Below are 23,449 nucleotides of genomic sequence, written 5' to 3'. Positions count from 1 at the left end.
CACCCGCGCTGAATTTTCCTACGGTAATCCCATGACTTTCGCCTCCCTTGGCCTGATCGAACCCTTGCTGCGCTCTCTCGAGACGCTCGGCTACCAGACCCCGACGCCGGTTCAGGCGCAAGCAATTCCGGCGGTGCTGGCCGGTCGCGACCTGATGGCCGCCGCCCAGACCGGGACGGGCAAGACAGCCGGCTTCGCGCTGCCGCTCCTGCAATTGCTGGCCATGGAAGGGCCGAAAGTGGCGTCTAACTCGGTGCGCGCACTGATCCTGGTGCCGACCCGCGAATTGGCCGAACAGGTTCACGAAGCCGTGCGTCAGTACGCCGAGAACCTGCCGTTGAGCACTTACGCGGTGTACGGCGGCGTCAGCATCAACCCGCAAATGATGAAGCTGCGCAAAGGTGTTGACGTGCTGGTGGCGACGCCGGGTCGTTTGCTCGACCTGTATCGCCAGAAGGCCCTCAAGTTCAATCAGCTGCAAACCCTGATTCTGGACGAAGCCGATCGCATGCTTGATCTGGGTTTCTCCGAGGAACTGGGGAATATCTACCGCGTGCTGCCCAAGCAACGTCAGACGCTGCTGTTCTCCGCGACTTTCTCCGACGCGATCCGCTTGCTGGCCGGACAAATGCTCAACGATCCACTGAGCATCGAAGTCAGCCCGCGCAACGTTGCTGCCAACACCGTCAAGCAATGGGTGGTGACGGTGGATAAGAAGCGCAAGCCGGAGCTGTTCATCCACTTGCTGCGCAAGGGCAAGTGGAAGCAGGTGCTGGTGTTCGCCAAGACCCGCAACGGCGTGGACGCATTGGTGGAAAAACTTCAGGGCCTGGGCATTAATGCCGACGGCATCCACGGCGACAAACCTCAGGCAACCCGTCAGCGTGCGCTGGACCGTTTCAAGGCCAGTGAAGTGCAGATTCTTGTGGCCACCGACGTTGCGGCCCGTGGTCTGGATATCGAAGATTTGCCATTGGTGGTCAACTTCGACCTGCCAATCGTGGCGGAGGACTACATCCACCGGATCGGTCGTACCGGTCGCGCGGGTGCAACCGGGCAGGCGATTTCGCTGGTCTGCGCTGATGAAGTGAATCTGCTGTCGGCCATCGAGACGTTGACCCGTCAGACATTGCCTCGCCAGATGGAGCATGACTTCGAACCTGAGCACCGGGTGCCGGATACCGATGCCAGCGGTCAGGTCGTCAAAAAGCCGAAAAAACCGAAGAAGCCGAAGACCTCCGGTGGCGGTAAACGCAACTTGGGTAAATGGGTTGAGAGTGGCGATGCTTCGGCGCCGGAACCTTCGATCAAGCCTGTGCGGAAGGTGCCGGTGTTTAATACCGGACCGCGTAAGCGCAAGCCTTGATGGTGTGATCGGCTTGAGATCCAGCCCCTCACCCTAACCCTCTCCCCACAGGGGCGAGGGGACTGACCGAGTTGTTCTTAGAGCTGCATCGACCTGAAAGATCTGAGTCGAACTCAGGATTTGAAAGGCTTGGAGATCTGCTCCCTTTCCCCTCTCCCCTGTGGGGAGAGGGCTGGGGTGAGGGGTGGATCTTGAAGGCTGTAGAAGAACGTATGGCAATCAAATCATGCCGTACGTTTCAACCACTCCACCATCCCCAACCCCGCCGCTCTCCCACTGGCAAAACACGCCGTCAGCAAATACCCCCCCGTCGGCGCTTCCCAATCCAGCATTTCCCCCGCGCAGAACACGCCAGGCAGTTGCTTGAGCATCAATCGTTCATCCATCGATTCGAACATCACGCCACCGGCGCTGCTGATGGCTTCATCCAGCGGACGGGTTTTCACTAACGTCAGTGGCAACGCCTTGATCGCTTTGGCCAGCAGCGCCGGATCAGCGAAGCATTCGGCCGGAGTGAGTTCGCGCAGCAACGTCGCTTTCACACCATCGATCCCGAGCTGGCTGTGCAGATGTTTCGACATGGAACGAGACCCCCGCGGTTTGCTCAGCGCAGCCTGCACTTTATCCACAGGCCTGCCCGGCAACAGGTCAAGGTGAATGGTCGCCGAGCCGTGCTGATTGATGGCTTCGCGGATCGGCGCCGACAAGGCGTAGATCAAACTGCCTTCAATCCCGGTCGCCGTGATCACACATTCCCCGAGCCGCGGCACGTCGTCATTGAGGCCGATGGCGATGTTTTTCAGCGGTGCGCCAGCGAATTTGCTGACCATCAACTCGCTCCAGGCCTGCACCTCGAAGCCGCAATTACTCGGTTGCAGCGGCGCGAGTCCTACGCCGCGTTGTTCCAGTGGCAGCATCCAGGCGCCGTCCGAGCCGAGGCGCGACCAGCTGCCGCCGCCGAGGGCCAGTAAGGTTGCGTCAGGTTTGACGGTTTTTTCGCCTTCGGGGCTGTCGATGCGCAATCCACCGTGGTCATCCCAGCCGAGCCAGCGGTGGCGGGTGTGGATAACGACGCCGCTGTCTCGCAGACGTTTGAGCCATGCACGCAACAGGGGGGCGGCTTTCATGTCTTTAGGAAAGACTCGCCCGGAACTGCCGACAAAGGTTTCGATGCCCAGGTCATGAATCCATTGGCACAGCGCATCGGCACCGAAGCCACGCAGCAGTGGCGCAATCTGCGGTGCGCGTTCGGCGTAGCGTGAGAGAAATGCCGGGTAGGCTTCGGAATGGGTGATGTTCATGCCTCCCACGCCGGCCAGCAGGAATTTTCGTCCCACTGAAGGCATGCCGTCATACAGATCAACCTTGATCCCGGCCTGGCTCAGCACTTCGGCCGCCATCAAACCGGCGGGGCCACCACCGATGATGGCAACGTGAGAAGAGGAGGAGGGTGAGGGCTGGGTCATGGCGAGAGCTGCGGCGTGGCGGAATAAGCCGCGCATTCTACCAGCACGAATCATTGTGAGAGTCGCTGAAGTGACTGATCAAAAAACAACCACCCCTTTGCAGGCTATATGCAGCATGGCCTGTAGGAGCTTTCACTCAGGTTATCCACAGGCAGTTCCACAGGCATTGTGGGTAAAGACTCACACCTCAATGACAACCTGATGACTGCCAGACCCGTTGCGCACTGTGATGCAGGATTCCATGACGGCGGGCCAAGGCCTTGCGGTCCTTGCTGTAGCCGCCGCCGATGACCCCGACCACCGGGATATCCCGGCCCAGGCAGTGACGCATCACGCTTTCATCGCGAGCGGCGACGCCTTCATCTGTCAGCTTCAGGTAGCCGAGCGCGTCATCTTTATGCACATCGACGCCGGCGTCGTACAGCACCAGGTCAGGTTGGTAGAGCGGCAGCAAATAATTGAGCGCATCGTCCACCACCTTCAGGTAATCGGCATCGCCCATGCCCTTGGGCAGTGGAATGTCCCAGTCACTTTCGGCTTTGCGTGCAGGAAAGTTCTTCTCGCAATGCAGGGAAACGGTCACCGCTTCCGGGGTGTTGTGCAGGATCCGTGCAGTCCCGTCGCCCTGATGCACATCGCAATCGAAGATCAGCACCCGATTCACCCGACCGCTTTCCAGCAGGAAATGGCTGATGACGGCCAGGTCATTGAAGATGCAAAACCCGGCGGGATGGTCGTAATGCGCGTGATGGGTGCCGCCGGCCAAGTGACAGGCCAAACCATGCTCCAGCGCCTGCTCGGCCGCCAGCAGAGAGCCGCCAACTGCCCGAACCGTGCGCCGGGCCAGGGCTTCGCTCCACGGCAGGCCGAGGCGCCGCTGGTCTTCGCGGGACAACTCACCGCCCATGTAGCGTTCGATATACGCAGGGTCATGTGCGAGCGCGAGAATCTCTGGCGGGCAGAGGTCGGGGCGCAGCAGGTCAGCGTCCCGGGTCAGTCCGCTGTCCACCAGGTGATCGCGCAGCAGGCGAAACTTGTCCATGGGGAAGCGGTGATCCGCCGGGAACTCGGGACTGTAGTCTTCGTGGTAGATCAGGGGCAGGGGCATGACGGGTTTATCTAAGAAAGCCTGTAGGAATGAAGGACGGATCCTACCAGCGTTGTAGACTTGCGGCATGGGAAGGGGGAGATGATGGAACCGATACTGGAACTCGAGAGCGCACGACTGCTGTTGCGGCAGTGGAGCGATGAGGATTTGCCGGAGTTTGCGGCGATGTGCGCCGATCCACAGGTGATGCGATATTTTCCGACGCCCTTGAGTCGTCTGGAAAGTGCCTCGCTGATCGGACGGATTCGTGGCCATTTCGCCGAGCATGGCTTCGGTCTCTGGGCGCTGGAACGCAAGGACACCGGGGCATTTATCGGTTTTACCGGGCTCGCAGAGGTCGGCTTCGACGCGCGTTTTACCCCAGCCACCGAAATCGGCTGGCGCCTGGCCCGCGAGCACTGGGGCCTTGGCTACGCCAGTGAAGCGGCGTGGACCGCTCTGCGATGCGGGTTTGACCGGTTGGCGCTAAAAGAAGTCGTGTCCTTCACCACCGAAACCAACATGCCGTCGCAGAAAGTCATGCAGGCAATCGGCATGCACAATGATTCAGCCGATGATTTCGACCACCCGATGCTCGCGGCCGATCATCCCCTGCGTCACCATGCGCTGTACCGCATCACCCGTGAACAATGGCTGCAAACCTTGCATGGATAAGCCGGCACGGACGTTTACAATGGCTCCCATGGGCCCTGGCCAGAAATTGAATCGACCGTCGCAGCCAAGACTGCGCGGCATGCGTTGTGTGAGGAGAGTCTGAATGAGCCAAGTGTTGGATGATCTGGTTGACCTGCTGACCCTGGAACCGATTGAAGAAAACCTGTTCCGTGGCCGCAGCCAGGACCTGGGTTTTCGTCAGCTGTTCGGCGGTCAGGTGATCGGTCAGTCCCTGTCGGCGGCCAGTCAGACGGTCGAAGAAGCGCGCCATGTGCATTCGATGCACGGTTATTTCCTGCGTCCCGGCGATTCCGCGTTGCCTGTGGTTTATCAGGTTGATCGGGTGCGCGACGGCGGCAGTTTCAGCACGCGTCGAGTGACGGCGATCCAGAAGGGCAACCCGATTTTCACCTGCAGTGCTTCGTTCCAGTACGACGAAGAAGGCTTCCAGCATCAGTCCGAGATGCCAACCGTAGTTGGCCCGGAAAACCTGCCGTCAGAGCTGGAGCTTGCTCAGCAACGTGCACACCTGATTCCCGAGCACATGCGTGAAAAGCTGCTGTGCCCGAAACCGATCGAGTTCCGCCCGATCACCGAGAAAGATCCCTACAACCCGCAGCCGTCCGATCCGATCAAGTACGTCTGGTTTCGCGCCGACGGTGCCTTGGCCGACTCCCCGGCGCTGCATAAATACCTGCTGGCCTACGCCTCGGATTTCGGCCTGCTGACCACGTCGATGCAGCCCCATGGCAAATCGGTCTGGCAGAAAGACATGCAGGTCGCCAGCCTCGATCACGCGCTGTGGTTCCATCAGGATCTACGTGCCGATGATTGGTTGCTGTATGCGATGGACAGTCCTTGGGCGGGCAACTCGCGCGGTTTCTCCCGTGGCAGCGTGTTCAATCGTGCCGGGCAACTGGTGGCGTCGGTCACTCAGGAAGGCCTGATTCGCCACCGTAAGGATTGGGCATGAGCCTGGCCGAGGTGCGGCACTGGGTGTTCGACATGGACGGCACCCTGACGGTGGCCGTGCATGACTTCGCGGCGATCCGCGTGGCGTTGGCGATTCCTGCCGAAGACGACATCCTGACCCACCTCGCCGCGCTGCCGGCCGATGAAGCCGCCGCCAAACATGCTTGGTTGCTGGAACACGAACGGGACCTGGCGCTGGGGTCGAAAGCAGCACCGGGCGCGGTAGAACTGGTGCGTGAGCTGGCCGGGCGCGGTTATCGCCTGGGCATTCTCACGCGCAATGCTCGCGAACTGGCGCACGTCACGCTGGAAGCGATCGGCCTGGCCGACTGCTTCGCGGTGGAGGATGTGCTGGGTCGTGATGAAGCACCGCCAAAACCGCATCCCGGTGGTTTGCTGAAGTTGGCCCAGGCCTGGCATGTACCGGCCAGTGAGATGGTGATGGTCGGTGACTACCGCTTTGATCTGGATTGCGGTCGGGCGGCAGGGGCGCGGACGGTGTTGGTGAACCTGCCGGATAATCCCTGGCCTGAGTTGGCGGATTGGCATGCCGCCGATTGCGTGGCGTTGCGGGAAATGTTGTCGGCTTGAGGGACCCTTCGCGAGCAGGCTCGCTCCCACATTGGAATGCGGTCATAAGTGGGAGCGAGCCTGCTCGCGATGGCGTCAGATCAGGCGCCTCAACAACTCACTGACCGAACAACGCCTTCTGCCCCTGCGGCGAGTTAAACATCCCATCCCCATCATGCCCGACCCCAGGCACTTCAATCAGCTGCTGACTCAATCCTTGAGGATGCAGCCGCTTCAGAGAAGCAAAATAATTGCGCCCGCGAGCCAATCGATTGGCTCCCTGGGCTTGGGCCTCACAGCTTTTATCCAGCGCCGGCTGCTTCGGGTCGCTGTCCTGCTGCCCGAGTAGGTAAACGACATCGCGTTTGACGTAGTTTTCCTTCAACTGCTTGGCGGTTTGCCCTTCGGCATAGGCGGGTAAATCCGCCAGTCCATATTTCCAGCGATTGAAATTCGGGCAACCGGCGTGGCTGAACGCCACTGGCCGTCGTTCATCGAAGTACGCATAAGACGACGGGTTGGCAATGACGTAACGCACCTGTATGTCGGCCGCCTTGAGCGCTGGCTGATCGTGGCCCAGCAACGCGTATCGCTGCACCACCTGAGCGCCGCCGGAGTGACCGGCAATGACAATCTGCTTCACGTCCGGAAACTGTTTTCGATCGCCGATTCGGGCGATGATTTCGTCGAGCGCCGCGTAGGAACTCAGGGAAAACGGAGCGGTGGATAAACCGCCCGCCATCCAGTCATTGCCCTGCCAGCGCAATACGCTGTCAGCCACGGGATGGGTCGCGATGTCGGTTTCATTGAGAAATTGCGGGGCGAGCACCAAGGTGCTCGCGCTTTGCCCGGCCTGTTCGGCCGCGTGCATGGCGCTCTTGCGATAGGTGTCGGCATTGCGCAATCGACCATGGATGATGATCAGCACGCGTTCGATTTTTTTTGGCGCCGGGCCGATGCCCACCGCGATTTCACCTGCAGTCAGCAGCAGGCGTCCGGGGCTGACTTCCTTGACCGCATGCTCGGCAGCCTGGGCGCTTGCGCAGGTGATCAGTAGAGCTAACAGCCACTTATTCATTTATAGGTTTTTCGCTGCAAAGGTATCGCACTGGCCGACCTGGCCTTGCGCGAATCCGGTTTTGAACCAGCGCACCCTTTGCGCCGACGTACCATGAGTAAATGAGTCCGGGACCACGCGCCCCTGACCTTGCTGTTGCAAGCGGTCATCGCCGATGGCATTGGCGGCGTTCAAGGCTTCTTCGATGTCACCGGGTTCCAGCCAGTTCAGCCGTTTCTGCGCATTGTTGGCCCAGACTCCGGCGAGGCAATCGGCCTGCAGTTCCTGTCGTACCAGCAAACCACTGTCGCCCTCCATCTGCCGGCCCTGTTGGCGGGCGGTCTGAATTTTCGCCGACACACCGAGCAAGGTCTGCACATGGTGTCCGATTTCGTGAGCGATCACGTAGGCCTGAGCGAAGTCGCCTGCGGCGGAAAAACGTTGGGACATTTCCTGGAAGAAACTCATGTCCAGGTAGACCTTCTGGTCCGCCGGGCAATAGAACGGACCGGTCGCCGATGTCGCCAGGCCACAGGCCGAGTTGACGCGGTTGCTGAACAGCACCAGGGTCGGCTCCTTATATTGACGACCGGCCTGCTGGAAAATCTGACCCCAGGTGTCTTCGGTATCGCCGAGGATCGAGCGCACGAACTCGGCTCCTTCATCAGTGGCCGGCGGCGCCTTGCGAGTTTCTGAGGTGGTCGGTGCCGATTGCTCGGTCATCTGACCTGTCAGTTGCCCGAGGATTTGCAGCGGGTCCTGGCCGGTCATCCAGCCGATCCCGACGATCAATATAATCGCCGCCAGGCCCAGACCCTTGCCGCCACCGAAGCGCATCCCGCCACCGCCGACACCACCACCACGGGCATCGACCACGTTGTCGCTGCGTCGGCCTTTTTTCCATAGCATGTGGGAATCCTCTGATTGTCCGTGGGGATGAGTGTTGCTGCTGAGTGGGAGCGGCGCCAGTCCGGTCGTCCATCTTTTGTTGCGCACAGCAGCCTTCCCGGCAACCTGTGGTGGGTGACCGGGAGTCTTCCAGACTCGTATTGAACACGGACAACCCATCTAATTCCTTCAGGCGACGGGTTTATATCGAGCAGGCGACCGCCTGCTTCGAGGGAATCACCGGTCGAACGCATCCCACACCGGCGCAAAGTCTGGATTGACCTGACGTTCGCGCTTGGACAAACCGGCGATCAGCGTTCGGTCTTCGTCATCCAGATTTGCGTCGAGTGCCGCCAGGTCGGCCTCTCGACCTGGATGGCTGACAAGGCCAGTCGTATCGCGGGCTGGTTGGCCCGACTGAACTGGAACTCGCCGCGGTGCGCGCGCCGAATGGCAGCCTGATTTATCTGGTGGACCAGGATGCCGATGTCTACGGCACCGACTTCAATCTACAATCCGCCGCCGTGGCCAGTGGCGGCCTCAAGCGCATCGACCACATGGCCATGGCGCTGCCGGCCGACAGCCTCGACAGTTGGGTGCTGTTCTATAAAAGCCTATTGGATTTTGAGGCCGACGATGAAGTGGTGCTGCCTGACCCGTACGGTCTGGTAAAGAGTCGGGCGCTGCGCAGCCGGGACAGTTCGATCCGCTTGCCGCTGAATATTTCCGAGAACCGCAACACCGCAATCTCACATGCACTGTCGAGTTATCGCGGCTCTGGCGTGCATCACATCGCCTTCGATTGCGACGACATCTTTGCCGAAGTGAGCCGGGTCGCGGTGCGGCTGGCGGCCATGGCCAAATCCCGTGGCGCCGTACGTCAGGCAAAGTTGTAGGAAAATCGTAAGCACGGGTACAAACCGCTGCCGCGCGGCTTCCTTCACTGTGCGGTGCGGCCCATAATCGCCAGCCTGTGCAGTGATGGCCGTGAGCCCGCAATGACGATATCTTCAGAACTCTCCGCCGCGCCCGACGAGCCGATTGTCGAGCCGCGCAAGAGTCGCAAGAACAACCCGGAAAAGACCCGCGAGAATATCCTTCAAGAGGCGATTGTCGAGTTCGTCCAGCAAGGGCTTTCCGGCGCTCGCGTCGATGCGATCGCCGAGCGTATCCACACCTCCAAGCGCATGATCTATTACTACTTCGGCAGTAAGGAACAGCTCTACGTCGAGGTGCTGGAGAAACTCTACGGCGATATCCGCAGCACCGAAAACCGTCTGCACCTGGCCGAACTGGCGCCGGTGGAAGCGATTCGGCGGCTGGTGGAATTCACTTTCGACCACCATGATCGCAACGTGGACTTTGTGCGTATCGTCAGCATCGAGAACATTCACAACGCTGAATACGTGAAGCGCTCCGATGCGATCAAGGCGATGAACAACACCATCCTCGATTCACTGGGCGAGATTTTGCGTCGCGGTGCTGAGGACGGTGTGTTTCGTGCAGGGCTTGAACCGCTGGATGTGCATCTGTTGATCAGCTCGTTCTGCTTCTATCGCGTGTCGAACCGCCATACCTTCGGTGAGATATTTCAGGTCGACTTGCCGGACGAAAGCATCAAGCAGCGTCATCGAGAGATGATTTGCGAGTCGGTTTTGCGGTATCTGCAGGCCTGATTCATTTTAAAAGATCGTGTTCGGCAACCCAGGGTTATTGTGTGCGGTGATCGGACGGTTGCGGCTTTTCAGCGGGGCAGATGCTCCACCAGAAAATCGATAAACGCCCTCAATCGCAGCGGCATATGGCGGCTTTGCGGGTAGAGCAGGGTGAACGGTCGCGAGCGTCCGCCATAAGGCGTGAGCACTTCCACCAGCGAGCCATCGGCCAGTTCGTTTTCGACGATGAAGCGATAGGTCTGAAACAGTCCCGCCCCGTGTTTGGCCAGGGTCACGCCGCCCAGTACGTCGTCGGAACAACTGAGATTGCCCTCGGCCAGAATCTCCCGGTGCACGCCATTGTCGTTGAACAGCCAGGCAATTCGCCGACCGCTGCTGGGCAATTCGTACTGGATGCACTCGTGCTGTTTAAGATCATCCAGCGTTTGTGGAATGCCCGCGTGCTTGAGGTAGTCAGGACTGGCAATCATCACCAGCGCGGCGTCTTCCAACTGTCGGGCGATCAGGCCGGAATCCGGAATCGCCCGCACGCGGATCGCCATGTCATAGCCTTCACCGACGAAGTCGATATTGCGATTGCTGATGTGCGACTCGACCTTCACCGCTGGAAAGCGTGCCCGAAAAGCCGGCAACAACGGCAGAATCCGGTGATGGGCATAGGTGGTGGGAATGCTGATGCGCAAGGTGCCGGAAGGCTGTTGCTGCTGACCCATGACCTCGCGCTGGGCCTCGACCAGTTGCGCCAGCGCCTGACGACATTCCTCGTAATACCGCCGACCACTGTCGGTCAGTTTGACGCTGCGGGTGGTGCGGGCGAATAACCGCACGCCCAGCCGTTCCTCCATGCGCGACACCGAGCGGCTCACGGCTGCGGGCGTCACGCCAGCCACCAGCGCGGCGGCGGTAAAGCTGCCAGCCTCGGCCGCCAGACAAAACAGTTCGATGCTGCCCAGCTGAAGATCGTCGAATTGTCGCTGCATGATTGATTACACCGGGGATCAAATGAAGTGTGTGAGTCGTATTTATCAGATGCCTGCACACAGATACAGTGAGTTCGTGATGAGCAGCGGCAAGCACTAAGCCTTTCTTAACCACCAAGCAGGAGAACCAGCATGCCTTTCGTCAGCGTACGTATTACCCGCGATGGTGTGACCCGGGAGCAGAAAGCCCAGGTCATCGCTGAAATCACCGACACCTTGAAGCGCGTCCTTGGTAAGCCTCCGGAGCTGACCCACATTGTGATCGAGGAAGTCGACACGGATAACTGGGGGTATGCGGGCATCACCACCACCGAATATCGAAAAAACCAGTCGGACTGATTTCCTGACAAGCCAAGACAGCCGTCCTCGGGACGGCTTTTTTTTAGGCGCGAGGAAAGGATTGCTTACCATTTTGCGGTGTTATCTACCGGCCCGAGCCGAGCCTTGGCGCTAGTCTCAAAAGTCGCAGTGATGATTCAACACAGCGCCAGTTATCGGATTTTCCAGGGAATGTCGGGTCTTCGGGCTCATTAACCTAACGGATGGGTTAGCATGAGATTATTCAGCTACAAAGGGTTTTCAATGGTGATCATGTTGCGCGATGAGCACTGCCCGCCGCATGCACATGTGGATGCCGGAACCTGGAGTGCGCGCTTTAAATTCAGCTTCTGGCACAACAGTGTCGAGCTGTGGGACGTGGTTCCTCATTCTCGCAGGCCACCTGTGGCGGTGCTGGAAGGGTTGCGTCACGCACTCGGACAATCCGCTCATTTGCGCCGCGCTCGGTGTATCTGGTGGGACAAGCTGCACACGGTCTGCCTCGATCATCAGATATGGGACTGGCAAACCAGCGAAGTCGTAGTGGTAAAAAGGGTCGCCAGTACGACCTGCATGATTGGCTCGGCTTGCTATGAGCCCGAGACGAACAAGACCCTACTGGCGCTGATGGGCGTTCCGGAGGGCGTGGAGATCGAACTATGAAAACGATAACAGCAAAAATGTTGGTGGATCGGCCCGTAACCGAAGCCGTGCTGGATGAAGCCATCCAGCGTGGCCAAGTGCGCCACAAAGGCGGTCTGCGGGCGACTTCGGTGACCTTTGTGGAACCGTGCCTGGCGGTCAATTTCATTGATGGCAGTGGCGTGCTGTTGCCCGTGCAGCACTATCCGGAGTTCGATGATTTCGACGTCGAGGATTTCGCAGACCTGAAAGTCGGCTTTTCCGGGACAGCCCTTTGCCATGAGGGCAAGGATCTGCAGGTCTCCATCGCCGGGATGGTTTCGGCCAGCAAGCCGCTGATGGATATGGCCGCGTCGGTCATCGCCTCGCGTAATGGTCGCCAAAGCAGCGCCGCCAAAGCAGAGGCTGCGCGGGCCAATGGCCGTAAGGGCGGGCGTCCGCGCAAGACAGATATCACCCTTTAAGCACGCACAAAAAAGCCGTCGTGATGACGGCTGATTTGTTTCTGCCAACGGCAATCAACGACGGGTCAACAACACCCCGGATTCCATGTGGTGGGTCCACGGGAACTGATCGAACATTGCGCATCGGGTGATGCGGTGGGTGTCGTGCAACTGGGCGATGTTGGCCGCCAGGGTTTCCGGGTTGCAGGAGATGTAGAGGATGTTGTCGAAGCGACGGGTCAGCTCGCAGGTGTCCGGGTCCATGCCGGCGCGAGGCGGATCGACGAAGACGCTACCGAACTCGTAGCTCTTCAGATCGATTCCGTGCAGACGACGGAACGGACGAACTTCGTTCAGGGCTTCGGTCAGCTCCTCGGCGGACAAGCGCACCAGGGTGACGTTATCCACAGCGTTTTCGCTGAGATTGCTCAGCGCGGCGTTGACCGACGCCTTGCTGATTTCGGTGGCCAGCACTTTGCGCACGCGCGTCGCGAGCGGCAAAGTGAAGTTGCCGTTGCCGCAATACAGCTCCAGCAAATCGTCGGAGCGATCGCCGAGTGAGTCGTAAGCCCAGTTGAGCATCTTCTGATTCACGGTGCCGTTGGGCTGTGTGAACGCGCCTTCCGGCTGGCGATAGCTGAAGGTGCGACCGCCGACGCCCATCTGCTCGACCACGTAATCGAGGCCGATCACTTCGCGTTTGCCCTTGGAGCGGCCGATGATGCTGACGTTCAGGTCGGCTGCCAGTTTCGACGCCGCCGCGTGCCAGTGCTCGTCCAGCGGGCGGTGATAGCACAGCGTGATCATCGCATCGCCGGCCAGGGTGGTCAGGAACTCCACCTGGAACAGCTTGTGGCTCAGGGCCGCGCTGGCTTGCCACGCCGCCTTCAGCTGCGGCATCAACTCGTTGATGCGCAGGCTGGCGATCGGGAATTCTTCGATCAGGATCGGCGTGCGTTTGTCTTCCTGGGAAAACATCGCGTAGTGACGCTCACCGGCTTCGCGCCACAGGCGGAATTCGGCGCGCAGGCGGAAGTTTTTCAGCGGCGAGTCGAATACCGCAGGTTCTGGCGCACCGAACGGGGCCAACAGGTCACGCAGGCGCGTGACCTTCTCTTCGAGCTGAACGGCGTAAGTCTTGGAATCAAAAGTCATGCGTTGAACCAACCCAACTTGATCACGAACAGAATCGACAGAATCACCAGTGCCGAGTTCAGCTCACGGCCGCGACCGGACAGCAACTTGATTGCGGTCCAGGAGATGAAACCGAAGGCGATGCCGTTGGCGATGGAATAAGTGAACGGCATGGCCAGAGCAGTGACCACGACCGGTGCGGCGACGGTGATGTCGTCCCAGTCTATTTCGGCCAGGCCGGATGTCATCAATACCGCGACGAACAGCAGTGCGGGTGCGGTAGCGAAGGCTGGAACACTGGCCGCCAATGGCGAGAAAAACAGCGCCAACAGGAACAGAATCGCCACGACAACGGCGGTCAGGCCGGTGCGGCCACCGGCACTGACGCCAGCTGCGGATTCGATGTAGCTGGTGGTGGTCGAAGTGCCCAGCAGCGAACCGGCCATGGCCGCGGTACTGTCGGCGATCAGGGCGCGCCCCATTTTCGGCATGTGGCCGTCCTTGCCCATCAGGCCCGCGCGCTTGGCGACGCCGATCAGGGTGCCGGAGTTGTCGAACAGATCGACGAACAGGAAGGCGAAGATCACGCTGACCAGACCAATGTCCAGGGCGCCCTTGATGTCCAGTTGCAGGAAGGTCGGGGCCAACGACGGTGGCATCGACATCACGCCGCCGAACGGGGTGAACCCCATCACGATTGAAGCGATGGTCACTGCCAGAATGCCGATCAGTACCGCGCCGCGCACTTTCAGTGCTTCAAGCGCCACGATCAGGGCAAAGCCAAGGGTCGCGAGGATCGGGGCCGGTTGTTTCAAATCGCCGAGACCGACCATGGTGGCCGGGTTGCTCACCACGATGCCCGCGTTATGCAGGGCGATCAGGGCCAGGAACAGGCCGATACCGGCGGCAATCGCCGAACGCAGCGGCAACGGGATGCTGTTGATGATCCATTCGCGGATGCGGAAGATCGACAGCAGGAAGAACAGCACCGCCGAAATGAACACCGCTCCCAGCGCCACTTGCCAGGTGTGGCCCATGTGCAGGACCACGGTGTAGGTAAAGAAGGCATTCAAGCCCATGCCCGGCGCGAGAGCGATCGGGTAGTTGGCGATCAGGCCCATCACCGTGGAGCCGATGGCGGCTGCCAGACACGTGGCGACGAACACCGCGCCCTTGTCCATGCCGGTCTCGCCGAGGATGCTCGGGTTGACGAACAGAATGTAGGCCATGGCCAAAAAGGTCGTGACGCCCGCCAGAATCTCGGTCCGCACGTTGGTGTTGTGTGCCTTGAGTTGAAACAGCCTTTCCAGCATGTCTGCTCCCCGTGGCGCGCCAGGCGCCGTGAATGTATCGACCTCAACAGCAAAGCACAGACCGCTGCTGGCGCCTGGTAGTTTTCTGTGGGTCGGAAAAAGCCGCGCATCATACCAGCAGCGTGGGGCTATGGCTGCTTATGGCTGCGATCGTCGTCGATGTTTTGCGGTAAAGCCAAGTGCGCCATACTGCGCGCTGGTTTTGGGGGTACTTATGTATTGCATGAAAAAACGTCTGATTGCCGTATTCGCAATGGCGACCGCCTTGTTCCTGGGGGCACATACCGCTTCGGCTGCATCGGCAGCGCCGTTGAGTCAGCTGAAGGTACTGAAGGTCGAATCACCGGGCTGTGGCTTTGAAGACATTGCGCAGGGGCAAGAGCAAACCCGCTGCAATCACAGCGGACCGAACATCAAGGTCTACGTGCTGGAGGTGGGCTACGGACGTGCGGCGCATGTCGCGCTGGACGGTTTTGAAGTGAACGGCACCCGGACCCCGGTCTGTGCTTTTGATAATGGCAACCTGACTGAGTGCACCGTCGGGAAAAAAACCGTCGGCTATTTGTATGTCTTCGATCTGGCGGGTAAACAGGAAGGCACGTTTACCTTCAGCAACACGTCGATCAACGCGCCAGGCAATACGCTGTCGACGCAGCTTTACATCAAGTAACGGCGGGCTCGAACAAGGGGCAGGAAAGCTGACTACGCTTTAAAGATCATCCAGTGGACTGCGCCCATGACCTTTAGAGCTCTGATTACCCTCGCCGAGGGCATCGATGACCTGCAATCAGTGACCCTGATCGATGTGCTGCGCCGTGCCAAGGTTGAAGTGGTGGTGGCCAGCATCGAGGGACGGCGCATGCTCACCTGCGCGCGCGGCACCCGAGTGACGTCCGATGCGATGCTGGTAGACGTGCTGGCACAGCCGTTCGATCTGATCGTCCTGCCCGGCGGTGCCGTAGGGGCGCAACATCTGGCGGCGCATCAGCCCCTGCAACAATTGATCAAGGATCAGGCGGCGGCCGGGCGCCTGTTCGCCGGCATCGCCGAGGCCCCGGCGCTGGCGCTGCAAGCCTTTGGCGTACTGCGTCAGCGGCGCATGACCTGCCTGCCATCGGCCAGCCATCAACTGTTGGGGTGCAACTTCGTCGATCAACCGGTGGTGGTCGATGGCAACTGCATCACTGCCCAAGGTTCAGGGGCGGCGTTGCAATTCGCCCTGACGCTGGTGGAACAACTCTGCGGCAAAGCCAGGCGAGCGGCGGTGGCGGGGGAGTTGGTGGTCTAGAGAGTGTCAGGCGTGGACGGCAATGGGTTCGATGACCGGTTGCTCTCGCTGCTCTGCTTGCCAGAGATCGTAGTCAGTCTGAACACCTAGCCACATTCTGGCCTTGCCAATTCCAGCCCGCTCCAGGCGTACCGCCAAATCAGGACTGATCGGCGCGTGGCCATGCAGCACTCGCGATAGATGCGGGCGCGCAAATCGCAGGTGCCGGGCCAGCTCTGTGACGCTGATACCAAGTTCAGGCAATACATCCATCAAAAGGGTTTCGCCAGGGTGTGGCGGGTTGTGCATGGGCATGTCCTGCCTCCTGTCAGTGGTAGTCCAGATAGTCGACCAGTTCGCCGCGGTCCATGAACTGAAGCATTCGAGACAGACGCTTCGCATGGTCTGCGCGGATCCCACGAGTCGAACCTGTTTCATAGAAGCCACGAAGGCCTTTGTGCTGAAAGGATTTGATCATGGGAAAAGTGTAAGGCGATACATTACACCTGATGCACTATCTATGTATTGCACCTGCTCGGCAAAAGTGTGATCGGCAACTGCTTCAGGCCTTCACTTCTTCCACCGACACATGCAAGCGGTCGCGGTTAGCCAGGGTCGGGAACAGCTTGATCCACACCCCGTCACCACCAAAGTGCCAATACCGCCCATGACCACCGCTGGCACGGTGCCGAACCAGTGGGCGGTCAAGCCTGATTCAAACTCGCCCAACTGGTTCGAAGCGCCTATGAACAAACCGTTCACGGCACTGACCCGTCCGCGCATTTCATCCGGGGAGATTATTACCCAGCTGTAACCAAAAGTTGCAGGGCTTGGGAATTTCGTTAGCTAGACACCGATATGCCTGGCTCGCATCGGTGAGGCAACCTGTCACGCGGCAAAAGACCACACCGTCCATCGTCAAAAATGGGACTACTCTTTTAACGTTGCTTGATCCAGATCAAGACCGCTCTTGGAAATGATCCGGCGGCCAGATGGCCAGACTCCCTACGTTGTGATGTTTGTAAAAAAAGAACGAATTCAAATTCGCCACACTCCATATCCGTGGGGGCAGTGGGTGTAGGCCACAAGCCTTCAGCCGGTATTACCTGACAGAGGAAGACTTATGTTCGGTTTGGAGGCACTTGATCTCGCCCGGATTCAGTTCGCGTTCACCATTTCGTTTCACATTCTATTTCCCGCCATCACCATTGGCCTGGCGAGTTACCTGGCGGTGCTCGAAGGTCTGTGGCTGAAAACCCATAACGACACGTACCGCGACCTGTACCACTTCTGGTCGAAGATCTTTGCCGTCAACTTCGGCATGGGCGTGGTCTCCGGGCTGGTCATGGCCTATCAGTTCGGCACCAACTGGAGCCGCTTCTCGGACTTCGCCGGCTCGGTGACCGGGCCACTGCTGACGTACGAAGTACTCACCGCTTTCTTCCTCGAAGCCGGTTTCCTCGGTGTCATGCTGTTCGGCTGGAACAAGGTCGGGCGCAATCTGCACTTCTTCGCCACGGTCATGGTCGCCATCGGCACACTGATATCGACCTTCTGGATTCTCGCTTCCAACAGCTGGATGCAAACACCGCAGGGCTATGAAATCGTCAATGGCCAGGTGATTCCGGTGGATTGGCTGGCGGTGATTTTCAACCCGTCGTTCCCTTACCGTCTGTTACACATGTCGACGGCGGCGTTTGTCGCGACTGCTTTCTTCGTCGGTTCCTCGGCGGCCTGGCACTTGCTGCGCGGCAAGGACAACCCGGCGATCCGCACCATGCTCTCGATGGCCATGTGGATGGCCTTGATCGTGGCGCCGATTCAAGCGGTCATCGGTGACTTCCACGGCCTCAACACGCTCAAGCATCAGCCGGCGAAAATCGCCGCGATCGAAGGTCACTGGGAAAACCATGGCGATGAGCCGACCCCGCTGATCCTGTTCGGCTGGCCGGACATGAAAGAAGAACGGACCAAACTCGCGGTAGAGATCCCGTATCTGGGCAGCCTGATCCTCACGCACTCGCTGGACAAACAGGTCCCGGCGCTCAAGGAATTCCCGCCTGAAGACCGACCGAATTCGACCATCGTGTTCTGGTCGTTCCGGATCATGGTCGGGCTCGGCTTCCTGATGATCTTCACCGGTTTGTGGAGCCTGTGGCTGCGTAAACGCGACAAGCTCTATACCTCGCGGCCATTCCTGTACCTGGCGTTGTGGATGGGGCCATCCGGCCTGATCGCAATCCTGGCCGGTTGGTTCACCACTGAAATCGGCCGTCAGCCGTGGGTGATCTACGGCCTGATGCGCACGGCAGACGCGTCCTCCAATCACAGCTTCATGCAAATGAGCATCACGTTGATCATGTTCGTCGTGGTCTATTTCGCGCTGTTCGGTGCCGGTCTGGGCTACATGATGCGCCTGGTGCGCAAAGGGCCGAAGATCGACGAAGGCAAGGAAACCAACGAGGGTGGTCCTGGCCAGAAACGCACGCCGGCCCGCCCGCTGTCCGCCGCCGATGACAACGGTGACAGCGACCACAGCCCCAGCCTGACCAAGGAGATTTGACTCATGGGTATTGATCTTCCGCTGATCTGGGCCGTGATCATCATCTTCGGCATCATGATGTACGTGGTCATGGACGGTTTCGATTTGGGGATCGGGATTCTCTTCCCGTTCATTCCGGGCAAGACCGATCGTGACGTCATGATGAACACCGTCGCGCCTGTCTGGGACGGTAACGAAACCTGGCTGGTACTGGGCGGCGCAGCGTTGTTCGGGGCCTTCCCACTGGCCTATTCGGTGGTGCTCTCGGCGTTGTACCTGCCGCTGATTTTTATGCTGATCGGGCTGATCTTCCGCGGCGTGGCCTTCGAGTTCCGCTTCAAGGCCAGGGACGACAAGCGCCATCTCTGGGACAAGGCGTTCATCGGTGGCTCGGTCGCCGCCACCTTTTTCCAGGGCGTGGCGTTGGGTGCGTTCATTGATGGATTGCCGGTGGTCAATCGCCAATTTGCCGGTGGCTCACTGGACTGGTTGACGCCGTTCACCCTGTTCTGCGGCCTGGCGCTGGTGGTGGCTTATGCGTTGCTCGGTTGCACCTGGCTGATCATGAAGACAGAAGGCAAGTTGCAGGAGCAGATGCATGACCTGGCTCGGCCACTGGCTTTCGTAGTACTGGCGGTGATCGGTATCGTCAGCATCTGGACCCCGCTGGCCCACGCCGAGATTGCCGCTCGCTGGTTCACCCTGCCGAACCTGTTCTGGTTCCTGCCGGTGCCGATTCTGGTGCTGGTGACCATGTACGGTCTGATCCGCGCGGTGGCTCGCAATGCGAACTACACGCCATTCCTGCTGACCCTGGTGCTGATCTTCCTCGGCTATAGCGGTTTGGGCATCAGCCTGTGGCCGAACATCGTGCCGCCGTCGATCTCGATCTGGGACGCCGCCGCACCGCCGCAAAGCCAGGGCTTCATGCTGGTGGGCACGCTGTTCATCATCCCGTTCATCCTGGGTTACACCTTCTGGAGCTACTACGTGTTCCGCGGCAAGGTCACCCACGAAGATGGCTATCACTAGAGCACGCGACATTGGCGCAGGGCTGAGACCCGCGTCATTTCTTCAGAGGAGATTGCGATGAAGACGGGTAAACATTCCTTGCAGGAAATCGAAGCAGCAGAGAAAAAGCCGCTCTGGCAGCGACTCGGCTGGTTGGCGATGATCTGGACTGGCAGCGTGGTGGCGCTGTTCATCGTGGCCAGCCTGATGCGCATGTTCATGAATGCCGCGGGCCTGACGACCCACTGATTTTTTGCACCAGATCCCATCCCGTTGCCTTGCGGCAGGGATTTACAACCCTCCATTTGCTGGAGGGTTTTTTTGCCTGGGACTATTTTCGGGCTTTAAGGATCACGAACTTGGGTGTGGCCGCCACTTGCTCGACGCCGCGGAACAACCGCGCGAGCTTGCTGTGATACCCCAGATGACGATTGCCGACGATGTACAACGCGCCACCCACCACCAGAGCCTCTCGGGCCTGCTGGAACATGCGCCAGGCCAGGAAGTCGCCGACGACTTGTTGTTGGTGAAACGGTGGGTTGCACAACACCACGTCCAGAGACTGAGGTTCCTGACCCGCCAATCCATCACCGGCACGTACAACCACTTCCCGGTCACCGAGCGCCGCGCGCCAGTTCTCGGCTGCCGATTGCACGGCCATAAACGATTCGTCCACGAGCGTGAAGTGGGCCTCGGGGTTTTGCAGGGCGCTGGCGATGGCCAAAACCCCGTTGCCACATCCCAGGTCGGCAACCCGCGCTGAGCCAAGGTTCTTTGGCAGGTGCGGCAAAAACGCTCGCGTGCCGATATCCAGCCCTTCACGGCAGAACACATTGGCGTGATTCAGCAGTTCGATCTCAGGGGCGTCGAGTCGATAGCGAGTTGGGTAGGGGGACACAACGGGCGCTTTGACTTCAGCGGTCGCGATCAATAGCCGAGCCTTCTTCACCGCCAACGAGGCTTGCACCGGGCCGATGTAGCGTTCCAGCAGATCGCCCGCGGCTCGGGGTAAATGCTTGATCATCGCCGCAGCAATCACCTGAGCCCCTGGCGCCAGTTGACCCTGCAAACGAATCAGTTGTTCTTCCAGCAAGGCCAGGGTTTTCGGGACCCGGATCAGTACCCGGTCAAAGGGGCCTGAAAAGGCTTCACTGGCAGGTACGCTTGGCACCGCATCAAATGCCTGGCCGTTACGGATCAGATTTTTTTCCAGTCCCTGAAAGGCCAGGAACGAGTCACCGCTGCTGGTCACTTGAACCTTTCCCGCCAGGCTGGCAGCCAATGCGCCAAAGCTGTCGTTGAGCACCAAAACCCGAGTGTCGGCCGAGGGCTGTTGGTCAGCCAGATGGGTGAGCAGGTATTCGTCTGCGGCATCAAATGCCTGCAGCGGTTCGTTCTGCTGTTCGGGCTGGCGGATCAGGTCGAGTCGGGCGAAGGGTGTTTCGAGCAAGGGCATGAGGCGGGGCTCTGGGTAATCAACGGGGTCATCAACAGGTGTCCCGCGGCCCAAGGGCGTTGTAGCGGGCGAGACCGTCCGAGTGTACTGCGTCGTGAAGGTTCGCACGTCAACACTCAAGAAGGACCGCAAATGGTACGTTTTTTTCTTTTGGATTACTTGCAGGATTTTTTGGGTCAACGCATCGCGCTGCTACTTAGAAAACCGTCCTTGGTGGCGGCGATGACTGCCGAAATCTTGTTATTGACCCCCAGTTTCAGAATCGCGCTTTGCACATGAAAATTGACCGTGCGTGCGCTGAGATTGAGGATTCTGGCACTCTCATACGCAGTTTTGCCATCAGCCGCCAGTTTCAGTACATCGATCTCGCGGGGGGACAAATGCGGCACGGGTGGCTTGGTCGATTTCCTGGGCAGTGTCTGTGCGATCAACGCATGCAGGTGGCGCCCGATGAATACTGAAAAACCGAGATTTTCATACAGCTCAAACGCAGTGATCGGGCAATGGCTTCTGGCCAGGCTCAGAATGCTGCAAACACCACTGTCCTCGTCATGGACCGATTGTGACCAGCCGTGCTGCAATCCTTGTTTCTCAAGCGCATCCCACAAGCGCGGGGTCTTGGAAAAAAGTCCTTCGCTCCAAAGGACAGGCAGCCTGGAGTGATTGCAGTGAGCCACTACCGGGTCTATTGCGCTAAAATTTTTTTGTTCATATTCAATGTTCCAGTCCGTAGGGTAGTTGTTGAGCTGGACTGTATTAAAGTCGTCAGTTTTTACTTGGTATGTTGTTGAAAAGGCGAAAAATTTAAAGCCTATATTTTTCGCGAAACCCAGTGAAATCCGGTAGGCAATATCAATCTCCGTTGTTCGCGATAATTGGTTGAGTTGTGATTCCTTCCACCTCTCCATTGTGCCTCTCCAAGTGTGATGTTATTTGGGGGTGCCTTTTTGGATCCAAGATCTGACACGAGCCGAGTGTAGGATGTTTCCTATGTGCGCGTGAGAATTTTTGGCTTTGTTTGCGATTTTTAAGCAAGTATCTGGTTCTAACGTTAGGGCGTACTGGCCTAGATAACGAAATGTCTGGCTTATTACAATCAGGCTTGGACTTGTGTGTTAACCGGGTGGTTAATATTAAGTCGTACTATGAAGTTAATACGAATGAGGCCCTGGCTAAAGCCACTACAAATCACCGGTGTTTAAGCCCTCCGCTTTGCGGGACACTGTGGCTATCTGTTGAATGGAGCACCCCATGACCGCCAGTGCAGAAAAATTCACTCGCCAGACCTTGCTCGACGTCCAGTCGCTGACCCCCAGTCTGTTCACCCTGCGGACTACCCGGGATCCGGGTTTTCGTTTTCGTGCAGGGCAATTCGCCCGGCTGGGCGTTACCAAGGCTGACGGCAGCACCGTATGGCGGGCCTATTCCATGGTGTCGTCGCCCTATGACGAGTTCCTCGAATTCTTTTCCATTGTGGTGCCAGGGGGGGAGTTCACCAGCGAGCTGAGTCGGCTCGGAGTCGGCGATACGCTGCTGGTCGAGCGTCAGGCCTTTGGTTACCTGACGCTGGATCGCTTTGTCGACGGCCGTGATCTCTGGCTGTTATCCACAGGCACCGGCCTGGCGCCGTTTCTTTCGATCCTGCAGGACTTCGAAGTCTGGGAGAAATTCGAACGAATCATCCTGGTCTACAGTGTGCGCGAAGCCCGGGAACTGGCTTATCAGGACCTTATCAGCGGGTTGGTCCAGCGCGACTATTTAGCGGAGTTTGCGCACAAGCTGCAGTTCATCACCACGGTCACGCGCGAGCAGTATCATGGCGCTCTGAGCGGCCGGATCACTGCGTTGATCGAAAATGGCGAGCTGGAGCGGGCGGCAGGCCTGGCGCTGACGGCCGAGCACTCAAGGGTCATGCTCTGCGGCAATCCGCAGATGATCGATGACACGCGCAAATTGCTCAAACAGCGCCACATGCACTTGAGCCTCAGTCGCCGACCCGGGCAAGTGGCGGTGGAAAACTACTGGTAGAAAAACGGCGCCTCAAGGGCGCCGTTTCTTGTTTGACTAACGCGTTCAGGGCCGATTGTTCTGAGCCTTGAGCAGATCGCGGATCTCTTCCAGCAACTCTTCTTCCTTGGTCGGAACCGGCGGCAGCGTTGGCGCAACGGCCTCTTCGCGTTTCAGGCGGTTGATGGCTTTGACGCCCATGAAGATCGCGAAGGCGACGATGATGAAGTCAATCAGGCTTTGGATGAATTTACCGTACGCCAGCATTACCGCCGGGATATCGCCGTTGCCTGCTTTGAGCGTGACGGCCAGGTCACTGAAGTCCACCCCCCCGATAAGCAGGCCAATGGGTGGCATCACCACGTCGCCGACAAACGATGAAACGATCTTGCCGAAGGCGGCGCCAATGATGATACCGACGGCCATGTCGACCACGTTACCTTTGACCGCGAAGGCCTTGAACTCAGTTATCACGCCCATAGGTTATTTCCTTGTTACAGATGAGGTTGGTGAGCGCAGTGTAAATCAGCAAAACGGGTCTTGCTCGAAACACCTTCTTACAATGCTCGTTGTTATCGA

At 58.9% G+C, this 23,449-nt stretch carries 25 protein-coding genes and 4 pseudogenes; 15 read left to right on the top strand and 14 right to left on the bottom strand.

The genetic code is table 11. The features are described from left to right. Positions 1–31: 31 nt before the first annotated feature. Positions 32–1,366, top strand: coding sequence for a DEAD/DEAH box helicase (locus QFW87_RS25645; protein WP_283189172.1), 1,335 nt, complete (start codon positions 32–34; stop codon positions 1,364–1,366). 224 nt (positions 1,367–1,590) lie between these two features. Here the strand turns inward: QFW87_RS25645 and QFW87_RS25640 are convergent, their stop codons facing one another. After that, entirely contained in the window at positions 1,591–2,832 is a 1,242-nt protein-coding gene (locus QFW87_RS25640; protein ID WP_283189171.1) for a TIGR03862 family flavoprotein, read from the bottom strand. 187 nt (positions 2,833–3,019) lie between these two features. Beyond that, positions 3,020–3,940: a histone deacetylase gene (locus tag QFW87_RS25635; protein ID WP_033054220.1), complete on the bottom strand. Its 921-nt coding sequence runs from the start codon at positions 3,938–3,940 to the stop codon at positions 3,020–3,022. An 84-nt stretch (positions 3,941–4,024) separates the two neighbouring features. On the opposite strand from QFW87_RS25635, the gene QFW87_RS25630 reads away from it, so the two are divergent. The 3 genes from QFW87_RS25630 to QFW87_RS25620 all read left to right on the top strand — a co-directional run bounded on the left by QFW87_RS25630 (position 4,025) and on the right by QFW87_RS25620 (position 6,157). Then, positions 4,025–4,594: a GNAT family N-acetyltransferase gene (locus tag QFW87_RS25630; RefSeq protein ID WP_283190955.1), complete on the top strand. Its 570-nt coding sequence runs from the start codon at positions 4,025–4,027 to the stop codon at positions 4,592–4,594. Between the two features lie 103 nt (positions 4,595–4,697). Then, positions 4,698–5,567 carry an acyl-CoA thioesterase II gene (gene tesB / locus QFW87_RS25625; protein WP_129441008.1) on the top strand — a complete coding sequence of 290 codons (870 nt, stop codon included), beginning with the start codon at positions 4,698–4,700 and terminating at the stop codon, positions 5,565–5,567. Beyond that, entirely contained in the window at positions 5,564–6,157 is a 594-nt protein-coding gene (locus tag QFW87_RS25620; RefSeq protein ID WP_283181768.1) for an HAD family hydrolase, read from the top strand. The genes tesB and QFW87_RS25620 overlap by 4 nt, the downstream gene beginning before the upstream one ends. Positions 6,158–6,254: 97 nt before the next feature. Here the strand turns inward: QFW87_RS25620 and QFW87_RS25615 are convergent, their stop codons facing one another. From QFW87_RS25615 to QFW87_RS25605, 3 genes and pseudogenes are all read right to left on the bottom strand, one after another. Further along, positions 6,255–7,214: an alpha/beta fold hydrolase gene (locus QFW87_RS25615; protein ID WP_283189170.1), complete on the bottom strand. Its 960-nt coding sequence runs from the start codon at positions 7,212–7,214 to the stop codon at positions 6,255–6,257. Then, positions 7,215–8,102, bottom strand: a complete 888-nt coding sequence (locus QFW87_RS25610; RefSeq protein ID WP_283189169.1) for a neutral zinc metallopeptidase — start codon at positions 8,100–8,102, stop codon at positions 7,215–7,217. A 216-nt stretch (positions 8,103–8,318) separates the two neighbouring features. Then, a pseudogene (locus QFW87_RS25605) lies at positions 8,319–8,444 on the bottom strand (aldo/keto reductase); the annotation flags it as partial. Between the two features lie 20 nt (positions 8,445–8,464). On the opposite strand from QFW87_RS25605, the pseudogene QFW87_RS25600 reads away from it, so the two are divergent. Beyond that, a pseudogene (locus QFW87_RS25600) lies at positions 8,465–8,977 on the top strand (VOC family protein); the annotation flags it as partial. Positions 8,978–9,079: 102 nt separating this feature from the next. Then, positions 9,080–9,757: a TetR family transcriptional regulator gene (locus QFW87_RS25595; RefSeq protein ID WP_283181765.1), complete on the top strand. Its 678-nt coding sequence runs from the start codon at positions 9,080–9,082 to the stop codon at positions 9,755–9,757. A gap of 68 nt (positions 9,758–9,825) precedes the next feature. On the opposite strand, the gene QFW87_RS25590 is transcribed toward QFW87_RS25595, so the two are convergent. Then, complete coding sequence (locus QFW87_RS25590; protein WP_283181764.1) at positions 9,826–10,737, bottom strand: LysR family transcriptional regulator; 912 nt, start codon at positions 10,735–10,737, stop codon at positions 9,826–9,828. 132 nt (positions 10,738–10,869) lie between these two features. Here QFW87_RS25590 and QFW87_RS25585 point away from each other — a divergent pair, with 132 nt between their 5' ends. From QFW87_RS25585 to QFW87_RS25575, 3 genes are all read left to right on the top strand, one after another. Next, positions 10,870–11,076, top strand: a complete 207-nt coding sequence (locus QFW87_RS25585) for a 4-oxalocrotonate tautomerase family protein (RefSeq protein WP_283181763.1) — start codon at positions 10,870–10,872, stop codon at positions 11,074–11,076. Positions 11,077–11,289: 213 nt separating this feature from the next. Continuing rightward, complete coding sequence (locus tag QFW87_RS25580) at positions 11,290–11,718, top strand: DUF4160 domain-containing protein (protein ID WP_283181762.1); 429 nt, start codon at positions 11,290–11,292, stop codon at positions 11,716–11,718. Then, positions 11,715–12,161, top strand: a complete 447-nt coding sequence (locus QFW87_RS25575; protein ID WP_056744646.1) for a DUF2442 domain-containing protein — start codon at positions 11,715–11,717, stop codon at positions 12,159–12,161. Before QFW87_RS25580 ends, QFW87_RS25575 begins: the two co-directional genes overlap by 4 nt. 54 nt (positions 12,162–12,215) lie before the next feature. Here the strand turns inward: QFW87_RS25575 and trmA are convergent, their stop codons facing one another. Both trmA and QFW87_RS25565 read right to left on the bottom strand, forming a co-directional pair. After that, positions 12,216–13,295, bottom strand: coding sequence for a tRNA (uridine(54)-C5)-methyltransferase TrmA (gene trmA / locus QFW87_RS25570; RefSeq protein WP_283181761.1), 1,080 nt, complete (start codon positions 13,293–13,295; stop codon positions 12,216–12,218). Next, a complete protein-coding gene (locus tag QFW87_RS25565) occupies positions 13,292–14,587 on the bottom strand; it encodes an NCS2 family permease (protein ID WP_076029665.1) in 1,296 nt (431 codons plus the stop codon). Before QFW87_RS25565 ends, trmA begins: the two co-directional genes overlap by 4 nt. 214 nt (positions 14,588–14,801) lie before the next feature. Between QFW87_RS25565 and QFW87_RS25560 the strand changes: the two genes are divergently transcribed. Both QFW87_RS25560 and QFW87_RS25555 read left to right on the top strand, forming a co-directional pair. Further along, the gene (locus QFW87_RS25560; RefSeq protein WP_283190954.1) at positions 14,802–15,257 is read left to right on the top strand and encodes a DUF4879 domain-containing protein; all 456 of its coding nucleotides are present in this window, start codon (positions 14,802–14,804) and stop codon (positions 15,255–15,257) included. A gap of 66 nt (positions 15,258–15,323) precedes the next feature. Further along, positions 15,324–15,875, top strand: coding sequence for a DJ-1 family glyoxalase III (locus tag QFW87_RS25555; protein ID WP_129441039.1), 552 nt, complete (start codon positions 15,324–15,326; stop codon positions 15,873–15,875). Between the two features lie 6 nt (positions 15,876–15,881). On the opposite strand, the gene QFW87_RS25550 is transcribed toward QFW87_RS25555, so the two are convergent. From QFW87_RS25550 to QFW87_RS25540, 3 genes and pseudogenes are all read right to left on the bottom strand, one after another. Then, positions 15,882–16,169 (bottom strand): HigA family addiction module antitoxin, encoded by a 288-nt coding sequence (locus tag QFW87_RS25550; RefSeq protein ID WP_283181760.1) that lies wholly within the window; start codon positions 16,167–16,169, stop codon positions 15,882–15,884. A 46-nt stretch (positions 16,170–16,215) separates the two neighbouring features. Then, positions 16,216–16,332, bottom strand: a pseudogene (locus QFW87_RS25545) (type II toxin-antitoxin system RelE/ParE family toxin); the annotation flags it as partial. Positions 16,333–16,416: 84 nt separating this feature from the next. Next, positions 16,417–16,649 (bottom strand): annotated as a pseudogene (locus QFW87_RS25540) (MFS transporter); the annotation flags it as partial. A gap of 328 nt (positions 16,650–16,977) precedes the next feature. Between QFW87_RS25540 and QFW87_RS25535 the strand changes: the two are divergent. From QFW87_RS25535 to QFW87_RS25525, 3 genes are read left to right on the top strand one after another with little or no spacing between them, the layout of a single operon-like run. Continuing rightward, the gene (locus tag QFW87_RS25535; protein WP_283189168.1) at positions 16,978–18,417 is read left to right on the top strand and encodes a cytochrome ubiquinol oxidase subunit I; all 1,440 of its coding nucleotides are present in this window, start codon (positions 16,978–16,980) and stop codon (positions 18,415–18,417) included. 3 nt (positions 18,418–18,420) lie between these two features. After that, the gene (gene cydB / locus QFW87_RS25530) at positions 18,421–19,428 is read left to right on the top strand and encodes a cytochrome d ubiquinol oxidase subunit II (RefSeq protein WP_283181758.1); all 1,008 of its coding nucleotides are present in this window, start codon (positions 18,421–18,423) and stop codon (positions 19,426–19,428) included. 57 nt (positions 19,429–19,485) lie between these two features. Further along, entirely contained in the window at positions 19,486–19,656 is a 171-nt protein-coding gene (locus QFW87_RS25525; protein ID WP_283181757.1) for a DUF2474 domain-containing protein, read from the top strand. 82 nt (positions 19,657–19,738) lie between these two features. On the opposite strand, the gene QFW87_RS25520 is transcribed toward QFW87_RS25525, so the two are convergent. Beyond that, positions 19,739–20,863 (bottom strand): methyltransferase, encoded by a 1,125-nt coding sequence (locus tag QFW87_RS25520; RefSeq protein ID WP_283181756.1) that lies wholly within the window; start codon positions 20,861–20,863, stop codon positions 19,739–19,741. A 176-nt stretch (positions 20,864–21,039) separates the two neighbouring features. Next, positions 21,040–21,771 (bottom strand): LuxR family transcriptional regulator, encoded by a 732-nt coding sequence (locus QFW87_RS25515; protein ID WP_283189167.1) that lies wholly within the window; start codon positions 21,769–21,771, stop codon positions 21,040–21,042. 343 nt (positions 21,772–22,114) lie between these two features. On the opposite strand from QFW87_RS25515, the gene QFW87_RS25510 reads away from it, so the two are divergent. After that, positions 22,115–22,891: a ferredoxin--NADP reductase gene (locus QFW87_RS25510; protein WP_283189166.1), complete on the top strand. Its 777-nt coding sequence runs from the start codon at positions 22,115–22,117 to the stop codon at positions 22,889–22,891. Positions 22,892–22,936: 45 nt separating this feature from the next. Here the strand turns inward: QFW87_RS25510 and mscL are convergent, their stop codons facing one another. Next, positions 22,937–23,350: a large-conductance mechanosensitive channel protein MscL gene (gene mscL, locus QFW87_RS25505; RefSeq protein WP_283181753.1), complete on the bottom strand. Its 414-nt coding sequence runs from the start codon at positions 23,348–23,350 to the stop codon at positions 22,937–22,939. Between the last annotated feature and the right edge of the window lie 99 nt (positions 23,351–23,449).

The organism is Pseudomonas sp. PMCC200344, from assembly GCF_030053095.1.
In the GTDB taxonomy this organism is placed as follows: Bacteria; Pseudomonadota; Gammaproteobacteria; order Pseudomonadales; family Pseudomonadaceae; genus Aquipseudomonas; species Aquipseudomonas svalbardensis.
This window is presented reverse-complemented; position numbering and strand designations above follow the sequence as displayed.